The organism is Corynebacterium glyciniphilum AJ 3170 (assembly GCF_000626675.1).
In the GTDB taxonomy this organism is placed as follows: domain Bacteria; phylum Actinomycetota; class Actinomycetes; order Mycobacteriales; family Mycobacteriaceae; genus Corynebacterium; species Corynebacterium glyciniphilum.
Genome location: NZ_CP006842.1, coordinates 3,344,334 through 3,367,474, shown reverse-complemented (window position 1 = coordinate 3,367,474; position 23,141 = coordinate 3,344,334). Strand labels below are relative to the sequence as shown.

The window sequence follows — 23,141 nt, the reverse complement described above, 5'->3', positions numbered from 1 at the left end:
AACCTGACAGGGAGACACCACCATGAAGACACCACACGGAACCACCCTCCCGGACCCGCTTGTCCGGGTGGACAACCTCGACCGGTCCTTCGGCAGCCGCCGCGTCCTTCGTGGACTCACGGTCGACCTGCCGCGGGAAGGCATCGTCGATCGGCTTCTTATCCTCGGGGCTGACGGTCACCTCAGCCACGACATCGACGGTGCCGATCTCGGCGACCGTGTCGTCCGCCTCACCGGGAGTACATCGAGAATGACCGAGGTGCTGGACAAGGTGAGGGGTATGCCCGGCATACGGCTGACCGCCATGCGGGACGTCGCCGGCAGCATGTCTGTGGACATCGACCTGAACGGCGGGACACTACCCCACTGGGACGGGGTAACCCGAGAACGTCTCGGCACAGAAGATGCTGTGATCGCTTTGACCGGGGAGCCGGAATCATGACTGGTGTACCTTTCCGCGTGAGACTCCAGATGTACCCGCGGGTGGAACAGCTGCTGGCGCTTCCTGCCCTGCTGGCGGGCTGGATGATGCTGGCCCTCGGCGACGGTGGATCCGCGCAGATGGCGGGGATCGCGCTGGCCAGCGGTTTCGCGATGTGGATCATGATCCCTGACGTCAGCCGCTACCGTGCCTTCGGAGTGCCACTGCGCTACTGGACGGGGGACGCTGTCGGTGCTGTGCTCCTGGTGGCATTCCTGTTCGGCGCAGCGGGAGTCGCCGCCTCTACTGGACGATGGAGCTACGTCGGGATCCTTCTCGCCGTTCTCGCCGTCGGGGCGACGCAGTACGCTTCGATGCGTAGGACGTTACGGGGAGAGTACCGTCTTCCTTCGCCGTCCCGGCAGGCCGGCCGGAGCTGGGCGGCACTGGTGGGTGGCCTGCCGTCACTTCCAGGGCCACTGCCGTGGCGGCTCGTGTATCTCCCGGTCATCGCGATATCGCTGGTGTCGACTGCCCTGGTATTCGGAGGATTCAGTGTGCTCCGGGTGGCTACCGGCACGGTTGACAGTGGTCCGGTCGACGTGGCGACGTTGTTGCCGTTGATGGTGGTCATCTTCCCCGCCGTGGCGGGAGTTCTGGCCAGCGGCCTCCGTGGTTGGACGGCCCTGGGGATCCCGGTGCGTCGCTGGCTCGGGCATGCGTACGCGGGGTCCGCGGTGGTGTTGGTTATCCTCATCGCTCTGGTCGGACTCGCGATGTCGACAGGATTCGTCAGTGGTGGGCGTACACCGTCTCAGATGTCCTTCGGACAGATCTCCCTGATCCTGGCATGTGCTTTGCTGTGTGCCGCCGTCATCCCGCTGATCGCGACCAGCAGTGCGCTCCTGATGTCGCTGATCGGGGTTGTCCCGGAAGGTGGGCTGCTTATGACGCTCGCGACAACTGCACCACTCGACGGGCCTGGTCCGGTCATCGGTTCCATCATGGTGGTGGTTCTTTCCGCAGTCCCCGTCGTATACACGAGCCACAAACAACTGGGTGGGGACCGGCCACGACCCACGGGCTTCGTCCAGGGGGCCGACCGCATCTACTACCAGCGACAAGGAGCATTGTGATGGGAACATTCTCACTACGTGACGTACACAAACGGTATGGCACGTCCCTCGCGCTTGACGGCGTGACCTGCTATATCCCACAGGGGCGGGTGCACGGGCTGGTCGGTCCCAACGGTGCCGGGAAGACAACGCTGCTGCGTGCCCTGGCCGGACAGATTCCCGTCGAAGGCGAAGTCAGGTTGGGAGGTGAACCGGTCCGGGACAACCAACCCGTCCTCGACCGGATCATCCTCGCCGGAGCGGACGTCCCCTATCCCGGTCAGATGAAAGTCGGGACTCTGCTGGACCTTGCCGCAGCACGGTGGGGCACCTGGGACAGTGCCTATGCACGCCGCCTGCAGCACATCTTCCGACTTGACCTCGCGGCACGGTTCGACGGCCTCTCGCGGGGCCAGAAGACACTGATGGGAGTGGTCATGGGACTGGCGGCGCGGTCCGAGGTGACGTTGCTTGACGAGCCCTACCTGGGGCTGGACGTCCAGAACCGGGATATCCTCTACCGCGAACTCCTCGACGAGATCGACCGGGACGCCGAGGGGGCGCGAACGTTCATCATCTCCACCCACCAGGTGGAGGATGCGACGCTACTTCTCGATTCGGTGATCTTCATCGATGACGGACGAATAACCGAGGTCATCGATGTCGACGAACTTGTGTCATCCACCGTGGTGGCCACCGGGACGACAAGTGCCGTCGAAGAGCTTCTTGCTGGCGTGACGTGTTCCGTCCTGCGGGACGAATCAGTGGCAGGCTCCCGTCGCATCGTTCTGGATCTCGGATCAGACACATCCGAGGTCCTTCGGGCGGCGGACGGGCTGGACGTCCAGATCCGAAATGCCGATCTCCCCGAGACGGTGCTCGTACGGGGGCGCCGCCATGAGTGAGGGAACCGGAGCGTCACGCATCGGCGGGGTCTCAGCACGTACCCATCTCGCACTCTGCCTAGCTCAGTTCAGGACCGAGGCGGCCAGCCGGTGGATTCCAGTGGGGCTGTTGCTCATCGTGCACATGGTGATCGTCGACGACATGAGCGGAACCCGACAGACCGTGATGGCGGTGCTGTTCGGCCTCGTCGGTGGGCCGACGACCTCGGCATTCACAATGCCCAGTACTCAACTCCGTGCTCTGGGACTGGGGCGGAAAGCCCAGCAGGTGCATGTCATTGTGTCGATCATGGCGGGGACGGTTCTCTATCTGGTGTGTATCGCCGTGATGTGGGGTGTGTGGCTGCTTCGTGGCGTCGACGACGGTCCTGGGTACTGGTTGGCTGGTGCGATTGTCGTGGTCATGTCGCTCGTCAGCATCCTGGTGGGCCTCGGGAGGATCCGACGGGGAGGTGTGGAAGGTCCGAGCCCTCTGGTCGGTAACGACGAATGGGACCGACTGGCGCAGCGGCCCCGTGGCCATCTGCTGGTGATGCAGCATATGGCGCGGCGCGGAACTCTCAGTACCATCGTGGCCTTCTTCCTGGTGATGGTGCCGGGGCAGCTGATCGCACGAGCGCTCTTCGACATCGACCCGGGAACAATCGGTATCGTCCTGACGATCATTCTCGTCTTGACGACGGTCTTCTCCCGGGTGGTGCACGCTGAGAGAGCGGCCGAGGTGTGGACGGTGTACGGCGGCGCACCGAAGACCTGGCAGCGGGAGGTGATGCAGAATATGTGGGTCCTTCCGGTCGCCTAGCTGGCGGTATACCTGGTGGCCTGGCTTATTGAACGTGGACTCGACACGATCGGGTGGGGAGGCGAGATGCCGATGCTGCAGCCCACCGGAGGTGGTGACTGGGTGACGGTAGTAGCGATCGTCATTTCGTACGGACTGATGACGGTAGCGATGACAACGAGTGTCCTTTCCGTCACAGTGACGAACAAATTCGCAGGGAAACGGATGGTCGCGTCGGCGGTCCTGGTTGTCAATGCCGCACTACTGGTGTGGCTCACCTTCAGCTTCGGCGCAGTGCGACACGGCTCGATCGTGACGCTCTGTTCTCTTGCGGTGATCATGTGGACGGCCGGTGCTGTGGCGGTGTTCTATCAGTCCCGGAGTGCGATGGAAGTTGGTCAGCGGACCGGAGTAGAGAGCTACTTCGGACTCAGTGTGCGACAGTGACGCCGTGACCTGGTGTTTTGTGTCGTGTGTGTGGGGTGTGTAGATTAATGCGAGTCAGAGCGACCGACACCGCACAGAGTGCGGCAGGAGAACGGCGCTGACGGACTACGTAAGCTTCGTTGCTTCCTGAGGGCGCGAGGGACGCGGGATCGGATTTGCGAATCTGGTTGGATCGTCGTAGGATTCAGGGCCTGCCATGCAAGAGATGTGCTGACCGGAATGGTCGGTGTGTTGGTGTGTGTGCGTGTGTTGTTTGAGAACTCAATAGCGTAACAAACCAAGTATTTTTTTGTCGCACCGGTTGTGTGGCGCGGTGGTTTGGGATGATACCGGCAAGCGTGATTGCTTGTTAAATATTGTTCTTTTCTTATTGTGCTGCTGATTGGTGTTGATGTTTTTCGGCTCGTGCCACCTCCCCGGTGGTGTGGGTTGATGTGATTGACATTTTTTGTCAGTAGTTCAGTATTTTTTTGTTTGCCAGTATGTTCAGGCTTTTTGTAGGGCTGATATGCTTTTATGGAGAGTTTGATCCTGGCTCAGGACGAACGCTGGCGGCGTGCTTAACACATGCAAGTCGAACGGAAAGGCCCTGCTTGCAGGGTACTCGAGTGGCGAACGGGTGAGTAACACGTGGGTGATCTGCCCTGCACTTCGGGATAAGCCTGGGAAACTGGGTCTAATACCGGATAGGACCATCGTTTAGTGTCGGTGGTGGAAAGTTTTTCGGTGCAGGATGAGCCCGCGGCCTATCAGCTTGTTGGTGGGGTAATGGCCTACCAAGGCGTCGACGGGTAGCCGGCCTGAGAGGGTGGACGGCCACATTGGGACTGAGACACGGCCCAGACTCCTACGGGAGGCAGCAGTGGGGAATATTGCACAATGGGCGCAAGCCTGATGCAGCGACGCCGCGTGGGGGATGAAGGCCTTCGGGTTGTAAACTCCTTTCAGCCATGACGAAGCTGGCCTTGTTGGGTCAGTGACGGTAGTGGTAGAAGAAGCACCGGCTAACTACGTGCCAGCAGCCGCGGTAATACGTAGGGTGCGAGCGTTGTCCGGAATTACTGGGCGTAAAGAGCTCGTAGGTGGTTTGTCACGTCGTCTGTGAAATTCCGGGGCTTAACTCCGGGCGTGCAGGCGATACGGGCATAACTTGAGTACTGTAGGGGAGACTGGAATTCCTGGTGTAGCGGTGAAATGCGCAGATATCAGGAGGAACACCGATGGCGAAGGCAGGTCTCTGGGCAGTTACTGACGCTGAGGAGCGAAAGCATGGGTAGCGAACAGGATTAGATACCCTGGTAGTCCATGCCGTAAACGGTGGGCGCTAGGTGTGGGGGTCTTCCACGACTTCCGTGCCGTAGCTAACGCATTAAGCGCCCCGCCTGGGGAGTACGGCCGCAAGGCTAAAACTCAAAGGAATTGACGGGGGCCCGCACAAGCGGCGGAGCATGTGGATTAATTCGATGCAACGCGAAGAACCTTACCTGGGCTTGACATATGCAGGATCGGCACAGAGATGTGTTTTCCCTTGTGGTCTGTATACAGGTGGTGCATGGTTGTCGTCAGCTCGTGTCGTGAGATGTTGGGTTAAGTCCCGCAACGAGCGCAACCCTTGTCTTGTGTTGCCAGCACGTTATGGTGGGGACTCGCGAGAGACTGCCGGGGTTAACTCGGAGGAAGGTGGGGATGACGTCAAATCATCATGCCCCTTATGTCCAGGGCTTCACACATGCTACAATGGTCGGTACAGTGGGTTGCGATACCGTGAGGTGGAGCTAATCCCTTAAAGCCGGTCTCAGTTCGGATTGGAGTCTGCAACTCGACTCCATGAAGTCGGAGTCGCTAGTAATCGCAGATCAGCAACGCTGCGGTGAATACGTTCCCGGGCCTTGTACACACCGCCCGTCACGTCATGAAAGTTGGTAACACCCGAAGCCAGTGGCCCAAACTCGTTAGGGAGCTGTCGAAGGTGGGATCGGCGATTGGGACGAAGTCGTAACAAGGTAGCCGTACCGGAAGGTGCGGCTGGATCACCTCCTTTCTAAGGAGCTTTTTGGTTACAGGCCTTACTTGCCTTGCCCGCGTTGAGTGTGGGTGGGGGGTTTGCGTAGTCTGTTTTGTTGAATCCGGGTGGAGATCGTTGTCTGGATCATCGTTTGTTTGTCGCATGGCTTTATGTGGTGTCGGCGAAAAAGTGTTGCTTGGTGTGTTGCGGTGTTGGGTGTCTGGGGCAGCATGCTCCTTTTTGTTGGGCATCTTCTTGATTGTGCGTGCAGTGGTGTGCGTGTGGTTGTGGGTGTCGTGTTGTTTGAGAACTGTATAGTGGACGCGAGTATCTTCTTTATTTTATGCAATTTTTGTAGAGTCATCTTTGTTTGTTTTAGTGTTGTCTGTGAAGGGCGCACGGTGGATGCCTTGGCACAATGAGCCGATGAAGGACGTGAGAGGCTGCGAAATGCCTCGGGGAGTTGCCAACTGAGCGTTGATCCGAGGATGTCCGAATGGGGAAACCCGGCCGTGGTTATGCGCGGTCACCCACTGGTGAATGTATAGCTGGTGTGGAGGGAACGCGGGGAAGTGAAACATCTCAGTACCCGTAGGAGAAGAAAACAATAGTGATTCCGTGAGTAGCGGCGAGCGAAATCGGATGTTTGGCTAAACCTTATGTGTGTGATACCTGGCAGGGGTTGCATGTGGGGTGTTGTGGGGTCTTGTGTGGTGGGTCTGTCAGCCTGCCGCCTGTGTGTGTGGTGTTAGCGGAAGTGGTTTGGAATGGCCTGCCGTAGACGGTGAGAGTCCGGTACGTGAAAGCATCATGCATGTGGGTTGCAAGTGTCCCCGAGTAGCAGCGGGCTCGTGGAATCTGCTGTGAATCTGCCGGGACCACCCGGTAAGCCTGAATACTTGTTGTGACCGATAGCGGATAGTACCGTGAGGGAATGGTGAAAAGTACCCCGGGAGGGGAGTGAAATAGTACCTGAAACCGTGTGCCTACAATCCGTCAGAGCCTCCTTGTGGGGTGATGGCGTGCCTTTTGAAGAATGAGCCTGCGAGTCAGCGGCACGTCGCGAGGTTAACCCGTGTGGGGTAGCCGTAGCGAAAGCGAATACTAACTAGTGTGTTGTTAGTGGCGTGTCCTGGACCCGAAGCGGGGTGATCTACCCATGGCCAGTGTGAAGCGACGGTAAGACGTCGTGGAGGCGCGAACCCACTTAGGTTGAAAACTGAGGGGATGAGTTGTGGGTAGGGGTGAAAGGCCAATCAAACTCCGTGATAGCTGGTTCTCCCCGAAATGCATTTAGGTGCAGCGTCGTGTGTTTCTTGCCGGAGGTAGAGCTACTGGTTGGTTTAGCGGGACTACCATCTTAGCGACATCAGCCAAACTCCGAATGCCGGTAAGTGAGAGCGCGGCAGTGAGACTGCGGGGGATAAGCTTCGTAGTCGAGAGGGAAACAGCCCAGATCGCCGGCTAAGGCCCCTAAGGGTGTACTAAGTGGAAAAGGATGTGGGATCGCGAAGACAGCCAGGAGGTTGGCTTAGAAGCAGCCATCCTTGAAAGAGTGCGTAATAGCTCACTGGTCGAGTGGTTCTGCGCCGACAATGTAGTGGGGCTCAAGTACACCGCCGAAGCCGCGGAACTTGCACCTTTGGGTGTGGGTTGGTAGGGGAGCGTCGTGTAGCGAGTGAAGGTGCGGGGTGACCCAGTGCTGGACGCTATGCGAGTGAGAATGCAGGCATGAGTAGCGAATGATGAGTGAGAACCTCATCCGCCGGATGACCAAGGGTTCCTGGGTCAAGTTAATCTTCCCAGGGTGAGTCGGGGCCTAAGGCGAGGCCGACAGGCGTAGTCGATGGATAACGGGTTGATATTCCCGTACCCGTGTGTGTGCGACCATGGTGAATCAGTGATACTAACCGCCCTGAAGCGTGTGCTGGGTCTACTTTGTGGGCTTGGTGTGTGTGGATGCGCGGGACCTGAATTGGTAGTAGCCAAGTGATGGGGTGACGCAGGAAGGTAGCCGAGCCACTTATTGGATTGTGGTGTAAGCGTGTGGCCCGAGCCCTAGGTAAATCCGGGGTTCATGATGGGTGAGGCGTGATGCGTACCCGTTTGCGGGGATGTCGGTGATCCTATGCTGTCGAGAAAAGCCTCTAGCGATGTGCACATTCGGCCCGTACCCCAAACCGACACAGGTGGTCAGGTAGAGAATACTAAGGCGATCGGGTGAACTGTGGTTAAGGAACTCGGCAAAATGCCCCCGTAACTTCGGGAGAAGGGGGGCCCGTGCTGGTGAAGGCTTTTTCGGCTGGAGCTGGTGTGGGTCGCAGAGGATAGAGGGAAGCGACTGTTTACTAAAAACACAGGTCCGTGCGAAGACGGTAAGTCGATGTATACGGACTGACGCCTGCCCGGTGCTGGAAGGTTAAGAGGACCTGTTAGGTGGTAACACCGAAGCGGAGAATTTAAGCCCCAGTAAACGGCGGTGGTAACTATAACCATCCTAAGGTAGCGAAATTCCTTGTCGGGTAAGTTCCGACCTGCACGAATGGCGTAACGACTTCCCTGCTGTCTCAACCACAGGCCCGGCGAAATTGCAGTACGAGTAAAGATGCTCGTTACGCGCGGCAGGACGAAAAGACCCCGGGACCTTCACTATAGCTTGGTATTGGTGTTCGGTTCGGTTTGTGTAGGATAGGTGGGAGACTGTGAAGCGGCCACGCTAGTGGTTGTGGAGTCGTTGTTGAAATACCACTCTGATCGTGCTGGATATCTGAACCTCGGCCCATGATCTGGGTTAGGGACAGTGCCTGGTGGGTAGTTTAACTGGGGCGGTTGCCTCCCAAAGAGTAACGGAGGCGCCCAAAGGTTCCCTCAGCCTGGTTGGTAATCAGGTGTTGAGTGTAAGTGCACAAGGGAGCTTGACTGTGAGACTGACAGGTCGAGCAGGTACGAAAGTAGGGACTAGTGATCCGGCACCGGCTTGTGGAAGCGGTGTCGCTCAACGGATAAAAGGTACCCCGGGGATAACAGGCTGATCTTCCCCAAGAGTCCATATCGACGGGATGGTTTGGCACCTCGATGTCGGCTCGTCGCATCCTGGGGCTGGAGTTGGTCCCAAGGGTTGGGCTGTTCGCCCATTAAAGCGGCACGCGAGCTGGGTTTAGAACGTCGTGAGACAGTTCGGTCTCTATCCGCCGTGCGCGTTGAAACTTGAGAAAGGCTGACCCTAGTACGAGAGGACCGGGTTGGACATACCTCTGGTGGGCCAGTTGTCACGCCCGTGGCATGGCTGGTTGGCTACGTATGGGAGGGATAACCGCTGAAAGCATCTAAGCGGGAAGCCTGTTTCGAGATGAGGTTTCGTTTGAGGTTCCCTGTAGACGACGGGGTTGATAGGCCGGATCTGGACAGCATGTGAGTGTTGGAGGTGACCGGTACTAATTGACCGAGGATGACATTAACGTTGTAACGAGTGGTTCTGTTGTGTAGTAGTGTGAAGGTATTTTCGCGTTCATTGTGCAGTGTCTGGAACGGCACAGTGCACCAGTCTGTTGGCTTCTCTTTTGTGGGGTTTTGTCCCTGGGGAGGGTTTGTTGGCGGGGTTGGGTGTGTGTTTGTTTCGTGTGTGTTTGTCGGTGGTTTTAGCGGTGGGGTCACGCCCGGTCCCTTTCCGAACCCGGAAGCTAAGCCTGCCTGCGCCGATGGTACTGCACCCGGGAGGGTGTGGGAGAGTAGGACGCCGCCGGCATTAAGTGTCTGGGGAGGTCCCGGTGGTCAGCTTTGTGGCTGGCTGCTGGGGCCTCTCTTTTTTTGTGTGTGTGGGTGTGTGTGGTCCGGGGGGTGCGGCTGGCCGCCCGGCCCCGGCGGGGGGGTGGGGTGGTGGTTTTCAGAGGTTGTGTGGGGTGTAGGAGCTGTGGAAGCTGCGGTGGTCACCACTGAACGGGTCAGACAACGACAGAGCAACGATTCGATCGTCTACTGGACGGTCAGGTCCGTGCCTGTAGCCGATGAGTTGAACCGCTACGGCAGTTCGTATGGCGTACCTCGGGGGTGTGAGCGCTTGAACTCCATCATGTCGTGGAAGATCTCGGCTGACGCACGATTGTCGCGGGTGTTCTCAGTCGCCGTCAGTGTGCCGGCTGCGATCTGGTCAGCCGGGTGGACCGCAGGGCGCAGCGTCTGCGCGAGATACGATGGGTCGACCGTCGCCGCGCCAACGTAGCGGGCGGCATGGGCCTCTTCAGCGTTGACCTGCGTCCAGTCCACCGCCCACCCGGCATTCCGGAGCAGTTGATCGAAGAAGAACCTTTGAGTACGACTGTTACCGTCCTGAAACGGATGGACCATGGTCATTTCGGACCAGTGATCGGCCACGGTGTTCACCGCGGCGTCGATGTCGATGGTCGACGGCGACTTCCGACCGATATCACGGATAACCCGGTCGAGTTCGTTGTCGACGAACTGGGCACGACACATCGCCATGCCCATTGCCCCGACCTCGGTAGTACGGATCTGCCCGGCCCACGGGTAGATGTCCTGCATCAGGTGCGCGTGAATCCTGACCAGATCCTTACGGGTAAAGCTGGTCAGAGGATCGCCACTCTCCAGTTCGTAGAGACGCTGGGCGGCGGATCTCCCGGCGACATGCTCCAGCTTTGCGGGGTCGGAGATCCCGTAGAAGTTCTCTGGTGCTGGGGTGCCGTCCGAAGCCATGGCCTATGCGGCGGCGGCGATCCGACGGCGCAGTTCAGCAGCGTGAGCACTGTCTGCCAGGCCCTCTTGCTCCAAAACCTCCAGGACAGCCTGATCACCGGAGATCTCCCCACGCAGGATACGGCGGCCACGAGCCTCATCTTCGGGGGTCACGGGCTGGCCGGCCATCGTCATCGACGCGGCGACAGCGGCGACCTTCTGGTCTTCAGTGCGGTAGTCTCTCACGATCTTTTCCACCCTTCCGTCGTTCTCGACGACCTCAGTATTCTACCACGGAACGCATGTCGGTCGAAGCCTAGAACGAGTCGGTTACCTGCATATTCGCTCCATAGTTCGGCGGTATGTGTTTATGTGCGCACTCCGGGTGAGTCGAGGTCTTGGACCGCAGACGAACACATCGCAAAGAACGTGTTGGGAGGTTTTCTGCAACGCCCTCGCGGCCTCTGCGACAGTCGGGCACGACCCGATTGACGGCAATCGCCCATGTCACCGCGAAGCGCGGGATGGATGGCTGATGTCGTCGCTCCAGCGTTGCCCTAACGCGGTGCGCTGTGCCGACACATGTATTCACGTGGGCCACCGATGCTCCCGAGGAGGGGGCACGGGGTTGTTCAAGCTTCCGTTGGGCCGGGCCGAGATGGCGTTCGCCAGGTGGATGGGGTGGCCGCAACGGTGTCGGATTACGGTGTTCCTGGATCTGCGCCGAGACGGTGAGGCCGCATGCAGGGGCGGTCCTGGCATCAATTGGGCACGGGTTGTCCAACGGGCGGATCGAGTCGGCGATCACGAAGATCCGATTACTCGCGAGGGGGGCGTTCGGGTTCAGGTCGCCGGAGCTGTTGATGGCGCTGGTTCATCTGGGTGACTACCAACCGGAACTACCGGTGCGGGCCGGGATCCACAGATGTGTCAGGAGCGCCACGTGTTGTGTTTGTACACCTGGCTCTGCCGGACGTCAGTCGATGCATTGTTGTCGGCAGGTGTGCGGGGCATGGAAGTTCCGGACGCTGCCATCGGCCAGGTCGGATATCAACGTGAGTACCGACAGGGCTCTGGCGTTGCGGTCCACCTCCCGCAGGGGTGTGGCACACGCGGTTGGGCGGGAAGCGACGATGACGAGCGCGTCTCCGTGGGTCGTTCCGGCCTCTCCTGGGGCAGGTAGGCGACTTTGCACACCGCGAGGCCCCAGCGCGGGTGGGGGCTCTGTCCCGCGCAAGCGCAGTAACCTGGGAGATGCGTGGTGCGGATCCGTGGGAGAAAGGATCCTACGACGCGCAGGAATGCGGTCTGCCAGCTAACCTGACGGGTGGTGGCACTGCCCGGCAGCGCCAGCGGTCAGTGGCAGTCATGCAGTAAGGATGGACAGGCTTGTCTTCTACAGTCATCACGATCCTGCTCATCGGTTCCCTGGTTGCGGGCTGGGTCGACGCGATCGTCGGTGGCGGGGGACTGATTCTTATCCCACTGGTCATGATTGTGAATCCTGGAATGTCCAACGCCCAGGCACTCGGGGTGAATAAGGTGGCTGCGATCTTCGGTACCGCGAGTTCGGCCGCCGTGCTGGTACGCAGAGTTCCTGCGGCGGTCAGAGCACTCCGGTATGCGCCGCTGGCGCTTGTCGGTTCGGCCGGTGGAGCCATGATCGCCTCATCGGTCGACAAGGAGCTGATGCGACCGGTCATTATCGTGCTTCTTGTCGCTGTCGGCCTTTTCATCCTGTTCCGGCCGTCCTTTGGCCAGGTTGACGCTCCGAGCAGCACCCGATCCGCCCCCCGTGCTGTCCTTGCGCTCCTGGCACTTGTCGCTGCCGTCAGCATCTATGACGGCACCTTCGGGCCGGGCACGGGGCTGTTCCTGATAATGGGCTTCACCAGCCTCCTCAGTGCCGACTTCATCACGAGTGCTGCCTGGGCGAAGGTCATTAACGTATTCACTAACCTCGGGGCTCTCGTCACTTTTGCGGTGCAGGGCGAGGTGCTGTGGCTGCTTGGTCTCGGGCTGGCTGTCACGAACGTCATCGGGGCACAGATCGGCGCGCGGATGGTCCTCGGCCGAGGGGCCGGCTTCTTACGCGGGGTCATACTCGTCGTGGTCGTGCTGATGTCGGCCAAACTCGCCTATGATCAGTTCGCCGGCTCAGGAGTATGAACTGGTTATCACGAAGTGTCGCGGGACTGCGGCCCCGGGGATGAGGTTCTCCTTTGGCCTACACCGGCATCGAGATCGACGGTGTCGGGTCGGCTCAGCCGAACGTATTCCCGCTTCCCGCGAGAAGTGGTGCGCGCGTCTACCGTGGTGCGGTGTCGTCGATGCTCTGGAGCGGTACCGTCCATGGATCTGCGAGCCTGCGACCGTGACTTTGTGGAACGCTTCGACCCTCTGGTCTTTTCCAGATGGTGACCGAGTGGGGAGCTGACGGTTCAGCACATCGCGCTGACCAGGTCGTGGCATTTGGTGGACGTGACCAGTGCGATCTGTATGTTGCTGGCTTAGGTCACAACAGCCTTTGAGCTCTGAGCAGGCTGGATCCGCGTCCAGGGCGTGAGCCAGATGGTTCGGATCGCCACGCACTGAGCTCCAAGGACGGGTGTGGATGCGTCGTATGACGTTCCGACGAGCAGATCGGTCCGCTTGCGACGCCGTGACCTGGTGTTTTGTGTCGTGTGTGTGGGGTGTGTAGATTAATGCGAGTCAGAGCGACCGACACCGCACAGAGTGCGGCAGGAGAACGGCGCTGACGGACTACGTAAGCTTCGTTGCTTCCTGAGGGCGCGAGGGACGCGGGATCGGATTTGCGAATCTGGTTGGATCGTCGTAGGATTCAGGGCCTGCCATGCAAGAGATGTGCTGACCGGAATGGTCGGTGTGTTGGTTGTGTGTGCGTGTGTTGTTTGAGAACTCAATAGCGTAACAAACCAAGTATTTTTTTGTCGCACCGGTTGTGTGGCGCGGTGGTTTGGGATGATACCGGCAAGCGTGATTGCTTGTTAAATATTGTTCTTTTCTTATTGTGCTGCTGATTGGTGTTGATGTTTTTCGGCTCGTGCCACCTCCCCGGTGGTGTGGGTTGATGTGATTGACATTTTTTGTCAGTAGTTCAGTATTTTTTTGTTTGCCAGTATGTTCAGGCTTTTTGTAGGGCTGATATGCTTTTATGGAGAGTTTGATCCTGGCTCAGGACGAACGCTGGCGGCGTGCTTAACACATGCAAGTCGAACGGAAAGGCCCTGCTTGCAGGGTACTCGAGTGGCGAACGGGTGAGTAACACGTGGGTGATCTGCCCTGCACTTCGGGATAAGCCTGGGAAACTGGGTCTAATACCGGATAGGACCATCGTTTAGTGTCGGTGGTGGAAAGTTTTTCGGTGCAGGATGAGCCCGCGGCCTATCAGCTTGTTGGTGGGGTAATGGCCTACCAAGGCGTCGACGGGTAGCCGGCCTGAGAGGGTGGACGGCCACATTGGGACTGAGACACGGCCCAGACTCCTACGGGAGGCAGCAGTGGGGAATATTGCACAATGGGCGCAAGCCTGATGCAGCGACGCCGCGTGGGGGATGAAGGCCTTCGGGTTGTAAACTCCTTTCAGCCATGACGAAGCTGGCCTTGTTGGGTCAGTGACGGTAGTGGTAGAAGAAGCACCGGCTAACTACGTGCCAGCAGCCGCGGTAATACGTAGGGTGCGAGCGTTGTCCGGAATTACTGGGCGTAAAGAGCTCGTAGGTGGTTTGTCACGTCGTCTGTGAAATTCCGGGGCTTAACTCCGGGCGTGCAGGCGATACGGGCATAACTTGAGTACTGTAGGGGAGACTGGAATTCCTGGTGTAGCGGTGAAATGCGCAGATATCAGGAGGAACACCGATGGCGAAGGCAGGTCTCTGGGCAGTTACTGACGCTGAGGAGCGAAAGCATGGGTAGCGAACAGGATTAGATACCCTGGTAGTCCATGCCGTAAACGGTGGGCGCTAGGTGTGGGGGTCTTCCACGACTTCCGTGCCGTAGCTAACGCATTAAGCGCCCCGCCTGGGGAGTACGGCCGCAAGGCTAAAACTCAAAGGAATTGACGGGGGCCCGCACAAGCGGCGGAGCATGTGGATTAATTCGATGCAACGCGAAGAACCTTACCTGGGCTTGACATATGCAGGATCGGCACAGAGATGTGTTTTCCCTTGTGGTCTGTATACAGGTGGTGCATGGTTGTCGTCAGCTCGTGTCGTGAGATGTTGGGTTAAGTCCCGCAACGAGCGCAACCCTTGTCTTGTGTTGCCAGCACGTTATGGTGGGGACTCGCGAGAGACTGCCGGGGTTAACTCGGAGGAAGGTGGGGATGACGTCAAATCATCATGCCCCTTATGTCCAGGGCTTCACACATGCTACAATGGTCGGTACAGTGGGTTGCGATACCGTGAGGTGGAGCTAATCCCTTAAAGCCGGTCTCAGTTCGGATTGGAGTCTGCAACTCGACTCCATGAAGTCGGAGTCGCTAGTAATCGCAGATCAGCAACGCTGCGGTGAATACGTTCCCGGGCCTTGTACACACCGCCCGTCACGTCATGAAAGTTGGTAACACCCGAAGCCAGTGGCCCAAACTCGTTAGGGAGCTGTCGAAGGTGGGATCGGCGATTGGGACGAAGTCGTAACAAGGTAGCCGTACCGGAAGGTGCGGCTGGATCACCTCCTTTCTAAGGAGCTTTTTGGTTACAGGCCTTACTTGCCTTGCCCGCGTTGAGTGTGGGTGGGGGGTTTGCGTAGTCTGTTTTGTTGAATCCGGGTGGAGATCGTTGTCTGGATCATCGTTTGTTTGTCGCATGGCTTTATGTGGTGTCGGCGAAAAAGTGTTGCTTGGTGTGTTGCGGTGTTGGGTGTCTGGGGCAGCATGCTCCTTTTTGTTGGGCATCTTCTTGATTGTGCGTGCAGTGGTGTGCGTGTGGTTGTGGGTGTCGTGTTGTTTGAGAACTGTATAGTGGACGCGAGTATCTTCTTTATTTTATGCAATTTTTGTAGAGTCATCTTTGTTTGTTTTAGTGTTGTCTGTGAAGGGCGCACGGTGGATGCCTTGGCACAATGAGCCGATGAAGGACGTGAGAGGCTGCGAAATGCCTCGGGGAGTTGCCAACTGAGCGTTGATCCGAGGATGTCCGAATGGGGAAACCCGGCCGTGGTTATGCGCGGTCACCCACTGGTGAATGTATAGCTGGTGTGGAGGGAACGCGGGGAAGTGAAACATCTCAGTACCCGTAGGAGAAGAAAACAATAGTGATTCCGTGAGTAGCGGCGAGCGAAATCGGATGTTTGGCTAAACCTTATGTGTGTGATACCTGGCAGGGGTTGCATGTGGGGTGTTGTGGGGTCTTGTGTGGTGGGTCTGTCAGCCTGCCGCCTGTGTGTGTGGTGTTAGCGGAAGTGGTTTGGAATGGCCTGCCGTAGACGGTGAGAGTCCGGTACGTGAAAGCATCATGCATGTGGGTTGCAAGTGTCCCCGAGTAGCAGCGGGCTCGTGGAATCTGCTGTGAATCTGCCGGGACCACCCGGTAAGCCTGAATACTTGTTGTGACCGATAGCGGATAGTACCGTGAGGGAATGGTGAAAAGTACCCCGGGAGGGGAGTGAAATAGTACCTGAAACCGTGTGCCTACAATCCGTCAGAGCCTCCTTGTGGGGTGATGGCGTGCCTTTTGAAGAATGAGCCTGCGAGTCAGCGGCACGTCGCGAGGTTAACCCGTGTGGGGTAGCCGTAGCGAAAGCGAATACTAACTAGTGTGTTGTTAGTGGCGTGTCCTGGACCCGAAGCGGGGTGATCTACCCATGGCCAGTGTGAAGCGACGGTAAGACGTCGTGGAGGCGCGAACCCACTTAGGTTGAAAACTGAGGGGATGAGTTGTGGGTAGGGGTGAAAGGCCAATCAAACTCCGTGATAGCTGGTTCTCCCCGAAATGCATTTAGGTGCAGCGTCGTGTGTTTCTTGCCGGAGGTAGAGCTACTGGTTGGTTTAGCGGGACTACCATCTTAGCGACATCAGCCAAACTCCGAATGCCGGTAAGTGAGAGCGCGGCAGTGAGACTGCGGGGGATAAGCTTCGTAGTCGAGAGGGAAACAGCCCAGATCGCCGGCTAAGGCCCCTAAGGGTGTACTAAGTGGAAAAGGATGTGGGATCGCGAAGACAGCCAGGAGGTTGGCTTAGAAGCAGCCATCCTTGAAAGAGTGCGTAATAGCTCACTGGTCGAGTGGTTCTGCGCCGACAATGTAGTGGGGCTCAAGTACACCGCCGAAGCCGCGGAACTTGCACCTTTGGGTGTGGGTTGGTAGGGGAGCGTCGTGTAGCGAGTGAAGGTGCGGGGTGACCCAGTGCTGGACGCTATGCGAGTGAGAATGCAGGCATGAGTAGCGAATGATGAGTGAGAACCTCATCCGCCGGATGACCAAGGGTTCCTGGGTCAAGTTAATCTTCCCAGGGTGAGTCGGGGCCTAAGGCGAGGCCGACAGGCGTAGTCGATGGATAACGGGTTGATATTCCCGTACCCGTGTGTGTGCGACCATGGTGAATCAGTGATACTAACCGCCCTGAAGCGTGTGCTGGGTCTACTTTGTGGGCTTGGTGTGTGTGGATGCGCGGGACCTGAATTGGTAGTAGCCAAGTGATGGGGTGACGCAGGAAGGTAGCCGAGCCACTTATTGGATTGTGGTGTAAGCGTGTGGCCCGAGCCCTAGGTAAATCCGGGGTTCATGATGGGTGAGGCGTGATGCGTACCCGTTTGCGGGGATGTCGGTGATCCTATGCTGTCGAGAAAAGCCTCTAGCGATGTGCACATTCGGCCCGTACCCCAAACCGACACAGGTGGTCAGGTAGAGAATACTAAGGCGATCGGGTGAACTGTGGTTAAGGAACTCGGCAAAATGCCCCCGTAACTTCGGGAGAAGGGGGGCCCGTGCTGGTGAAGGCTTTTTCGGCTGGAGCTGGTGTGGGTCGCAGAGGATAGAGGGAAGCGACTGTTTACTAAAAACACAGGTCCGTGCGAAGACGGTAAGTCGATGTATACGGACTGACGCCTGCCCGGTGCTGGAAGGTTAAGAGGACCTGTTAGGTGGTAACACCGAAGCGGAGAATTTAAGCCCCAGTAAACGGCGGTGGTAACTATAACCATCCTAAGGTAGCGAAATTCCTTGTCGGGTAAGTTCCGACCTGCACGAATGGCGTAACGACTTCCCTGCTGTCTCAACCACAGGCCCGGCGAAATTGCAGTACGAGTAAAGATGCTCGTTACGCGCGGCAGGACGAAAAGACCCCGGGACCTTCACTATAGCTTGGTATTGGTGTTCGGTTCGGTTTGTGTAGGATAGGTGGGAGACTGTGAAGCGGCCACGCTAGTGGTTGTGGAGTCGTTGTTGAAATACCACTCTGATCGTGCTGGATATCTGAACCTCGGCCCATGATCTGGGTTAGGGACAGTGCCTGGTGGGTAGTTTAACTGGGGCGGTTGCCTCCCAAAGAGTAACGGAGGCGCCCAAAGGTTCCCTCAGCCTGGTTGGTAATCAGGTGTTGAGTGTAAGTGCACAAGGGAGCTTGACTGTGAGACTGACAGGTCGAGCAGGTACGAAAGTAGGGACTAGTGATCCGGCACCGGCTTGTGGAAGCGGTGTCGCTCAACGGATAAAAGGTACCCCGGGGATAACAGGCTGATCTTCCCCAAGAGTCCATATCGACGGGATGGTTTGGCACCTCGATGTCGGCTCGTCGCATCCTGGGGCTGGAGTTGGTCCCAAGGGTTGGGCTGTTCGCCCATTAAAGCGGCACGCGAGCTGGGTTTAGAACGTCGTGAGACAGTTCGGTCTCTATCCGCCGTGCGCGTTGAAACTTGAGAAAGGCTGACCCTAGTACGAGAGGACCGGGTTGGACATACCTCTGGTGGGCCAGTTGTCACGCCCGTGGCATGGCTGGTTGGCTACGTATGGGAGGGATAACCGCTGAAAGCATCTAAGCGGGAAGCCTGTTTCGAGATGAGGTTTCGTTTGAGGTTCCCTGTAGACGACGGGGTTGATAGGCCGGATCTGGACAGCATGTGAGTGTTGGAGGTGACCGGTACTAATTGACCGAGGATGACATTAACGTTGTAACGAGTGGTTCTGTTGTGTAGTAGTGTGAAGGTATTTTCGCGTTCATTGTGCAGTGTCTGGAACGGCACAGTGCACCAGTCTGTTGGCTTCTCTTTTGTGGGGTTTTGTCCCTGGGGAGGGTTTGTTGGCGGGGTTGGGTGTGTGTTTGTTTCGTGTGTGTTTGTCGGTGGTTTTAGCGGTGGGGTCACGCCCGGTCCCTTTCCGAACCCGGAAGCTAAGCCTGCCTGCGCCGATGGTACTGCACCCGGGAGGGTGTGGGAGAGTAGGACGCCGCCGGCATTAAGTGTCTGGGGAGGTCCCGGTGGTCAGCTTTGTGGCTGGCTGCTGGGGCCTCTCTTTTTTTGTGTGTGTGGGTGTGTGTGGTCCGGGGGGTGCGGCTGGCCGCCCGGCCCCGGCGGGGGGGTGGGGTGGTGGTTTTCAGAGGTTGTGTGGGGTGTAGGAGCTGTGGAAGCTGCGGTGGTCACCACTGAACGGGTCAGACAACGACAGAGCAACCGCGGTCAATCCCATGGGGTGGTTGAAGTCTTCGTCGGCGACTGACGGTACGAACGGCATTTTCCCGTCGACGTCCCACAGAGCTGCATCGCTCAATTCTCCGTACAAAGGGTCAGAGACTATCGGGGTACCGAACAGCCTCATGTTTACCCGCAGTTGGTGTGTTCTCCCGCTATGCGGCTCCAGCGTCCACACAATCCGGGGAACAGAACTCGCCTTACTCTCAGCAGTTTTCCCGATGTCATTGTCGGCACCCACCAGACGGACACCGGTTACTCTTGTCTCTGCATTCGGCTCATCGTCTGTCAGATAGGTGGCCATCCGTCCGCGCAGTTTCACCATATGATGGCGGAGGACCCACGGGCGCTCAGGGGAGGGCTCGGGGTAGAACCCAGAGGTGCTGCCATGCCCGAAGGCTCCTGCGGGGACCGGAAGAAAGACCGAGTCCTCCCGGTTAAATTCCCCGGGGGCGAGCAGTTCGCCCCACCCGGCCGGCACAGGTGTCACGGCTTCGTACGTTTTACGCACACTCCGGCTCTCAAAGAGGCGCTGGTATGCGCCACGGACGTCCTGGGTCATCGTGAACAGAAGTACGCCTCGTGTGAGCCGGTCGAGCCGGTGGGCCGGTGAGAGGGAGTTGATCCCGAACTGCCGTCGTGCGCGCACGACAGCGGTCTCGGTGATGTGCTGTCCGCGCGGCAGGGTCGACATAAACGGCGGCTTGTCGACGACCAGCAAGCGTTCATCCCGGTATAGCTCACGTAGCTCTCCCGGCACATGACGTTCGGGTGCAGGCCGTCGGTAGAACCAGATGAATACGCCCGCCGGCACCACATCGTCGGGAGCGAGGGCTCGTCCGTCGTCCAGACGGACGGACCCATCGCTGAAGCGTCTTAGTACGGCGTTGATGTCGTCCGTCGGGTCGTGGTGTTGCTGGCTGGCGATCAGGTGCTGCACCACCTCCAGTGCAGGCGCTTCTGCATCGACCCGGACGCGTGACGGGTTGAGCCCGTCGACTATTGGGAGGGGTGGATTTCGCAGGCTAAGCTCCTGTCCATGGATATTTCACAGATCGTCGATTTTCTTCAGACAACCATCGGCCAGGCCGTCCTCGGGGCTGTGGAGTTCGTCTACGAACTACTCTTCCCGAGCAACGCTCCGGGGGCGCCGAAACCCTGATCGGGATCTTACGGCGCCGACTAAGTATACCCACCCCCGCCCGGACCACCCGGGGTGGTGTGGTCTACCCCTGAATGGGAGGTTTTCTGCGGTGAACCTCCCCCCGGGGGATAATGGGCAGTGGATGGAAGTCACCGACCTGAAAGGGGTTCCGAGATGTCGGACGCCAAGGCCACCAATGAAATCGTCGTCGCTGTTGACGGCTCTGACGCAGGGGCCGCAGCTGTCGCGTGGGCAGCCAACGCAGCAGCCAAGCGAAGCGCGCCGTTGAAGCTCGTCACGGCCTACACCATGCCCCAGTTCATGTACGCGGATGGCATGATCCCTCCCCAGGAGCTTTACGACCAGCTCGAAGAGGAGGCGATGGCAAAGATCAACGAAGCGCGCGAGCTGGTTCGCAGTTTCGACGAGAACATCGAGGTCAGCTACTACATTGCTGAGTCCACTCCCATCGATCTTCTGCTGCAGCTGTCCGAGGAAGCTGACATCGTCGTCATGGGCTCCCGCGGCCTCGGCGGGCTCTCCGGGCTCGTCTTGGGCTCAGTCTCGTCGGCCGTCGTCTCTCATGCGTCGAGCCCCGTGGTCGTTGTGCGTAAGGACAACGATGTCACGGTAAACAACAAGTACGGCCCGGTCGTCGTCGGCGTCGATGGTTCGGATGTCTCGCGCAAGGCTCTGGAGTATGCGTTCCGCGAAGCAGACGCCCGCGGCGCGACCCTGCGGGCGGTCCACAGCTGGGCGGACGCCCAGGTTCAGACGAGTCTCGTCGGCCTGGCAGCGGTACAGAGCCAGCTCGACTCGATGTCCGCGCAGGAACGGAAGATCCTCCAGGATGAAATCGCTCCGATGCGGGAGAAGTACCCGGATGTCAAGGTTGAGGAGGTGGTTGATCGCGACCGCCCGATCCAGGTCCTCAAGGACAATGCTGACGACGCCCAGTTGCTGGTCCTCGGCTCCCACGGTCGGGGCGGGTTCCGGGGCATGCTTCTCGGATCCACGTCACGGGCTCTCCTGCAGTATGCGCCGTGCCCGATGATGGTCGTGCGTCCGACGTCTAAGTAGGCGTGCGTCGGCACGACCCGGTGCCGCTGCTGACAGTGTGTCGGTGGCGGCACCGGCGTGTGTAAAATACGGCAGGAACGGCGGGTATGTCCCGTCGACAGAACTACCCCGCACATATGGAGGGACGACATGGCCGGCTCCGGTTCCACGACGACCGACGGCAGCGACGCGTCCCCGTCCAAAGAGAAAAAGTCGAAGGCGGCGAAGGTCCCTTCAACGTCACGCCGGCGGAATCGTCCGGGGCCGCGGCAGCGACTGCTGGGGAGCGCTACGCACCTCTTCACCACCGAAGGTATCCGTGTCATCGGTATCGACCGGATTCTTCGGGACGCGGACGTGGCAAAGGCGAGTCTCTACTCGCTGTTCGGTTCGAAGGACAATCTCGTGGTGTCCTACCTCGAGGAACTGGACAAGGACTGGCGTGAACGCTGGGAGAAGATGTGTGACGACCGTCCGAAGCCCGAGGACCGTATCCTCGCATTCTTCGACATGTGTATCGCGGATCAGCCGGGGGAGAACTACCGCGGATCCCACTTCCAGAACGCGGCCAGCGAGTACCCGCGGCCGGACACCGACAGTGAGCATCGTATCCGTGCTGCTGCACTCGAACACCGCCGCTGGTGTCGAGACACCATGGCGGACCTGCTCACCGAGAAGTTCGGTTACGCCTCCCGTACGCTCGCCGACCAGTTGATGGTCTTCCTCGACGGCGGTATCGCCGGGGCGAAGATGAACCGGACGGTCACTCCGCTGGAAACGGCGCGGGAGCTCGCCAAGCAGCTGCTGTACACCGCACCGATGATGTACAGCATCTGAATAAGACAGTGATTGCCTGGGGCGTCTAGCCGAGTTTCTTCACCGTCGGGGTGATCCGGTCCAGGAACCACCGCAGCGAATGTGGTCCGGCAGCGTTGATGGCGTTCGCATCCTGTGTATCGGCGTAGTACACGGCGTCGTTTTCAACTGCGGGTAGCTGTTGGAATGCCTGGTTGTCGTCGAGTGCTCTGCGGTCAGTGTCGGTCTGAGGCCATATCGCGAGCAGGTCGCCGGTGAGCTGGTCGGTGTTCTCCACCGACAAGGCGGACCGGGTTTGGGAGTCGTCCTGGCTGTCGGACGGAGATAACCCGAAGAGCTGGAAGACCGAGCCATTCCCGGAGAAGAAATCCATGCTTTCGCTGTAGCCGGTGAAGTTATAGGTCTTCCCCGCGGGCACGTCTCCCGCGGCGCCTTTGTACTCGGTCTTGACCTCCGTGATGATGTCATCGGCCTTGTCTTCCATACCAACCGCCTCGGCCGTGGTGCGTAGCGAAGCTTCCCAGCCGACGTTGGCAGCATCAGCGGTCGCCGGGATGATTGTCGGCGCGATGGAGTTGATCCTTTCCCAGACGGATGCGTCACTGAACTGCCAGGGAGCCCCGATGATCAGGTCTGGCTCAGTGTTCGCCACATTTTCCGCATTGACGTCTCTGGCGTTAGCGACCAGGTCTGCGTCGGAGAGGTCGCGGATGTCATCGGCGATCCAGGGTGCGGTGACGTCCAGTTGGTCGGGATCCGTACCGACGGCGATGGGGGTGATGCCAAGTGCGAGGAGTTCGTCGGCGGCGGTCGGGGTGAGTGCGAGCACACGTTTGGGTTGCGCCTCGATGGTGGCGTCCCCGAAGGCCGTGGTTTGCGTGTGTGGGTAGTAGTCGCTGTTTGCGTGCGTCGCGGCGACGCGGTCATCATCGTCAGCGTCACTGCCGCAGGCGACGAGCGTCATCGTGAGTGAAATCCCGACGATGGCAGCGACTAAGCGTGATGTCTTGCGGATGGTTCGTGCGGTCACGGTGTGGTCCTTCGGATGTGCGGGTGTCAGGAGAGTGGCGTGGTAAGGATATGCTTCCCTTATGCATGTTGGTGGACGAGAACGTAC

At 58.9% G+C, this 23,141-nt stretch carries 14 protein-coding genes, 6 rRNA genes and 1 pseudogene; 17 read left to right on the top strand and 4 right to left on the bottom strand.

Annotated features, from left to right (window positions below):
* Positions 1 to 22: 22 nt before the first annotated feature.
* The 8 genes from CGLY_RS15635 to rrf (CGLY_RS15605) all read left to right on the top strand — a co-directional run bounded on the left by CGLY_RS15635 (position 23) and on the right by rrf (CGLY_RS15605) (position 9,419).
* Positions 23 to 442, top strand: coding sequence for a hypothetical protein (locus CGLY_RS15635; protein WP_038550550.1), 420 nt, complete (start codon positions 23 to 25; stop codon positions 440 to 442).
* Positions 439 to 1,557, top strand: a complete 1,119-nt coding sequence (locus CGLY_RS16955) for a hypothetical protein (RefSeq protein WP_144313711.1) — start codon at positions 439 to 441, stop codon at positions 1,555 to 1,557. Before CGLY_RS15635 ends, CGLY_RS16955 begins: the two co-directional genes overlap by 4 nt.
* Positions 1,557 to 2,441: an ATP-binding cassette domain-containing protein gene (locus CGLY_RS15630; protein WP_052540434.1), complete on the top strand. Its 885-nt coding sequence runs from the start codon at positions 1,557 to 1,559 to the stop codon at positions 2,439 to 2,441. Before CGLY_RS16955 ends, CGLY_RS15630 begins: the two co-directional genes overlap by 1 nt.
* Entirely contained in the window at positions 2,434 to 3,243 is an 810-nt protein-coding gene (locus CGLY_RS15625) for a hypothetical protein (protein ID WP_038550547.1), read from the top strand. Before CGLY_RS15630 ends, CGLY_RS15625 begins: the two co-directional genes overlap by 8 nt.
* A gap of 72 nt (positions 3,244 to 3,315) precedes the next feature.
* Complete coding sequence (locus tag CGLY_RS15620) at positions 3,316 to 3,669, top strand: hypothetical protein (RefSeq protein ID WP_158407409.1); 354 nt, start codon at positions 3,316 to 3,318, stop codon at positions 3,667 to 3,669.
* Positions 3,670 to 4,182: 513 nt separating this feature from the next.
* Positions 4,183 to 5,710 (top strand): 16S ribosomal RNA (locus CGLY_RS15615).
* A gap of 342 nt (positions 5,711 to 6,052) precedes the next feature.
* Positions 6,053 to 9,131, top strand: a 23S ribosomal RNA gene (locus CGLY_RS15610).
* Positions 9,132 to 9,302: 171 nt separating this feature from the next.
* Positions 9,303 to 9,419 (top strand): 5S ribosomal RNA (rrf, locus tag CGLY_RS15605).
* The 16S, 23S and 5S rRNA genes sit together here, the layout of an rRNA operon.
* Before the next feature lie 272 nt (positions 9,420 to 9,691).
* Here rrf (CGLY_RS15605) and CGLY_RS15600 read toward each other — a convergent pair.
* Positions 9,692 to 10,384: a Fic/DOC family protein gene (locus tag CGLY_RS15600; protein ID WP_038550543.1), complete on the bottom strand. Its 693-nt coding sequence runs from the start codon at positions 10,382 to 10,384 to the stop codon at positions 9,692 to 9,694.
* Between the two features lie 3 nt (positions 10,385 to 10,387).
* A complete protein-coding gene (locus CGLY_RS15595) occupies positions 10,388 to 10,609 on the bottom strand; it encodes an antitoxin VbhA family protein (protein WP_227590309.1) in 222 nt (73 codons plus the stop codon).
* Positions 10,610 to 10,935: 326 nt separating this feature from the next.
* Here CGLY_RS15595 and CGLY_RS18140 point away from each other — a divergent pair.
* From CGLY_RS18140 to rrf (CGLY_RS15575), 6 genes and pseudogenes are all read left to right on the top strand, one after another.
* Positions 10,936 to 11,172, top strand: a pseudogene (locus CGLY_RS18140) (hypothetical protein); the annotation flags it as partial.
* Positions 11,173 to 11,375: 203 nt separating this feature from the next.
* A complete protein-coding gene (locus tag CGLY_RS17885; protein ID WP_227590466.1) occupies positions 11,376 to 11,546 on the top strand; it encodes a hypothetical protein in 171 nt (56 codons plus the stop codon).
* A 206-nt stretch (positions 11,547 to 11,752) separates the two neighbouring features.
* A complete protein-coding gene (locus tag CGLY_RS15590) occupies positions 11,753 to 12,532 on the top strand; it encodes a TSUP family transporter (protein WP_038550540.1) in 780 nt (259 codons plus the stop codon).
* Between the two features lie 1,003 nt (positions 12,533 to 13,535).
* Positions 13,536 to 15,063 (top strand): 16S ribosomal RNA (locus CGLY_RS15585).
* 342 nt (positions 15,064 to 15,405) lie between these two features.
* A 23S ribosomal RNA gene (locus CGLY_RS15580) occupies positions 15,406 to 18,484 on the top strand.
* A 171-nt stretch (positions 18,485 to 18,655) separates the two neighbouring features.
* Positions 18,656 to 18,772 (top strand): 5S ribosomal RNA (gene rrf / locus CGLY_RS15575).
* Between the two features lie 138 nt (positions 18,773 to 18,910).
* Here the strand turns inward: rrf (CGLY_RS15575) and CGLY_RS15570 are convergent.
* A complete protein-coding gene (locus CGLY_RS15570; protein ID WP_227590308.1) occupies positions 18,911 to 19,945 on the bottom strand; it encodes a pseudouridine synthase in 1,035 nt (344 codons plus the stop codon).
* A 99-nt stretch (positions 19,946 to 20,044) separates the two neighbouring features.
* On the opposite strand from CGLY_RS15570, the gene CGLY_RS17990 reads away from it, so the two are divergent.
* From CGLY_RS17990 to CGLY_RS15560, 3 genes are all read left to right on the top strand, one after another.
* Positions 20,045 to 20,167 (top strand): hypothetical protein, encoded by a 123-nt coding sequence (locus CGLY_RS17990; RefSeq protein ID WP_255372532.1) that lies wholly within the window; start codon positions 20,045 to 20,047, stop codon positions 20,165 to 20,167.
* Between the two features lie 156 nt (positions 20,168 to 20,323).
* Positions 20,324 to 21,229: a universal stress protein gene (locus CGLY_RS15565; protein WP_038550537.1), complete on the top strand. Its 906-nt coding sequence runs from the start codon at positions 20,324 to 20,326 to the stop codon at positions 21,227 to 21,229.
* Positions 21,230 to 21,358: 129 nt separating this feature from the next.
* Positions 21,359 to 22,045 carry a TetR/AcrR family transcriptional regulator gene (locus CGLY_RS15560; RefSeq protein WP_038550536.1) on the top strand — a complete coding sequence of 229 codons (687 nt, stop codon included), beginning with the start codon at positions 21,359 to 21,361 and terminating at the stop codon, positions 22,043 to 22,045.
* A gap of 25 nt (positions 22,046 to 22,070) precedes the next feature.
* Here the strand turns inward: CGLY_RS15560 and CGLY_RS15555 are convergent, their stop codons facing one another.
* Positions 22,071 to 23,054, bottom strand: a complete 984-nt coding sequence (locus tag CGLY_RS15555; protein WP_052540429.1) for an ABC transporter substrate-binding protein — start codon at positions 23,052 to 23,054, stop codon at positions 22,071 to 22,073.
* Between the last annotated feature and the right edge of the window lie 87 nt (positions 23,055 to 23,141).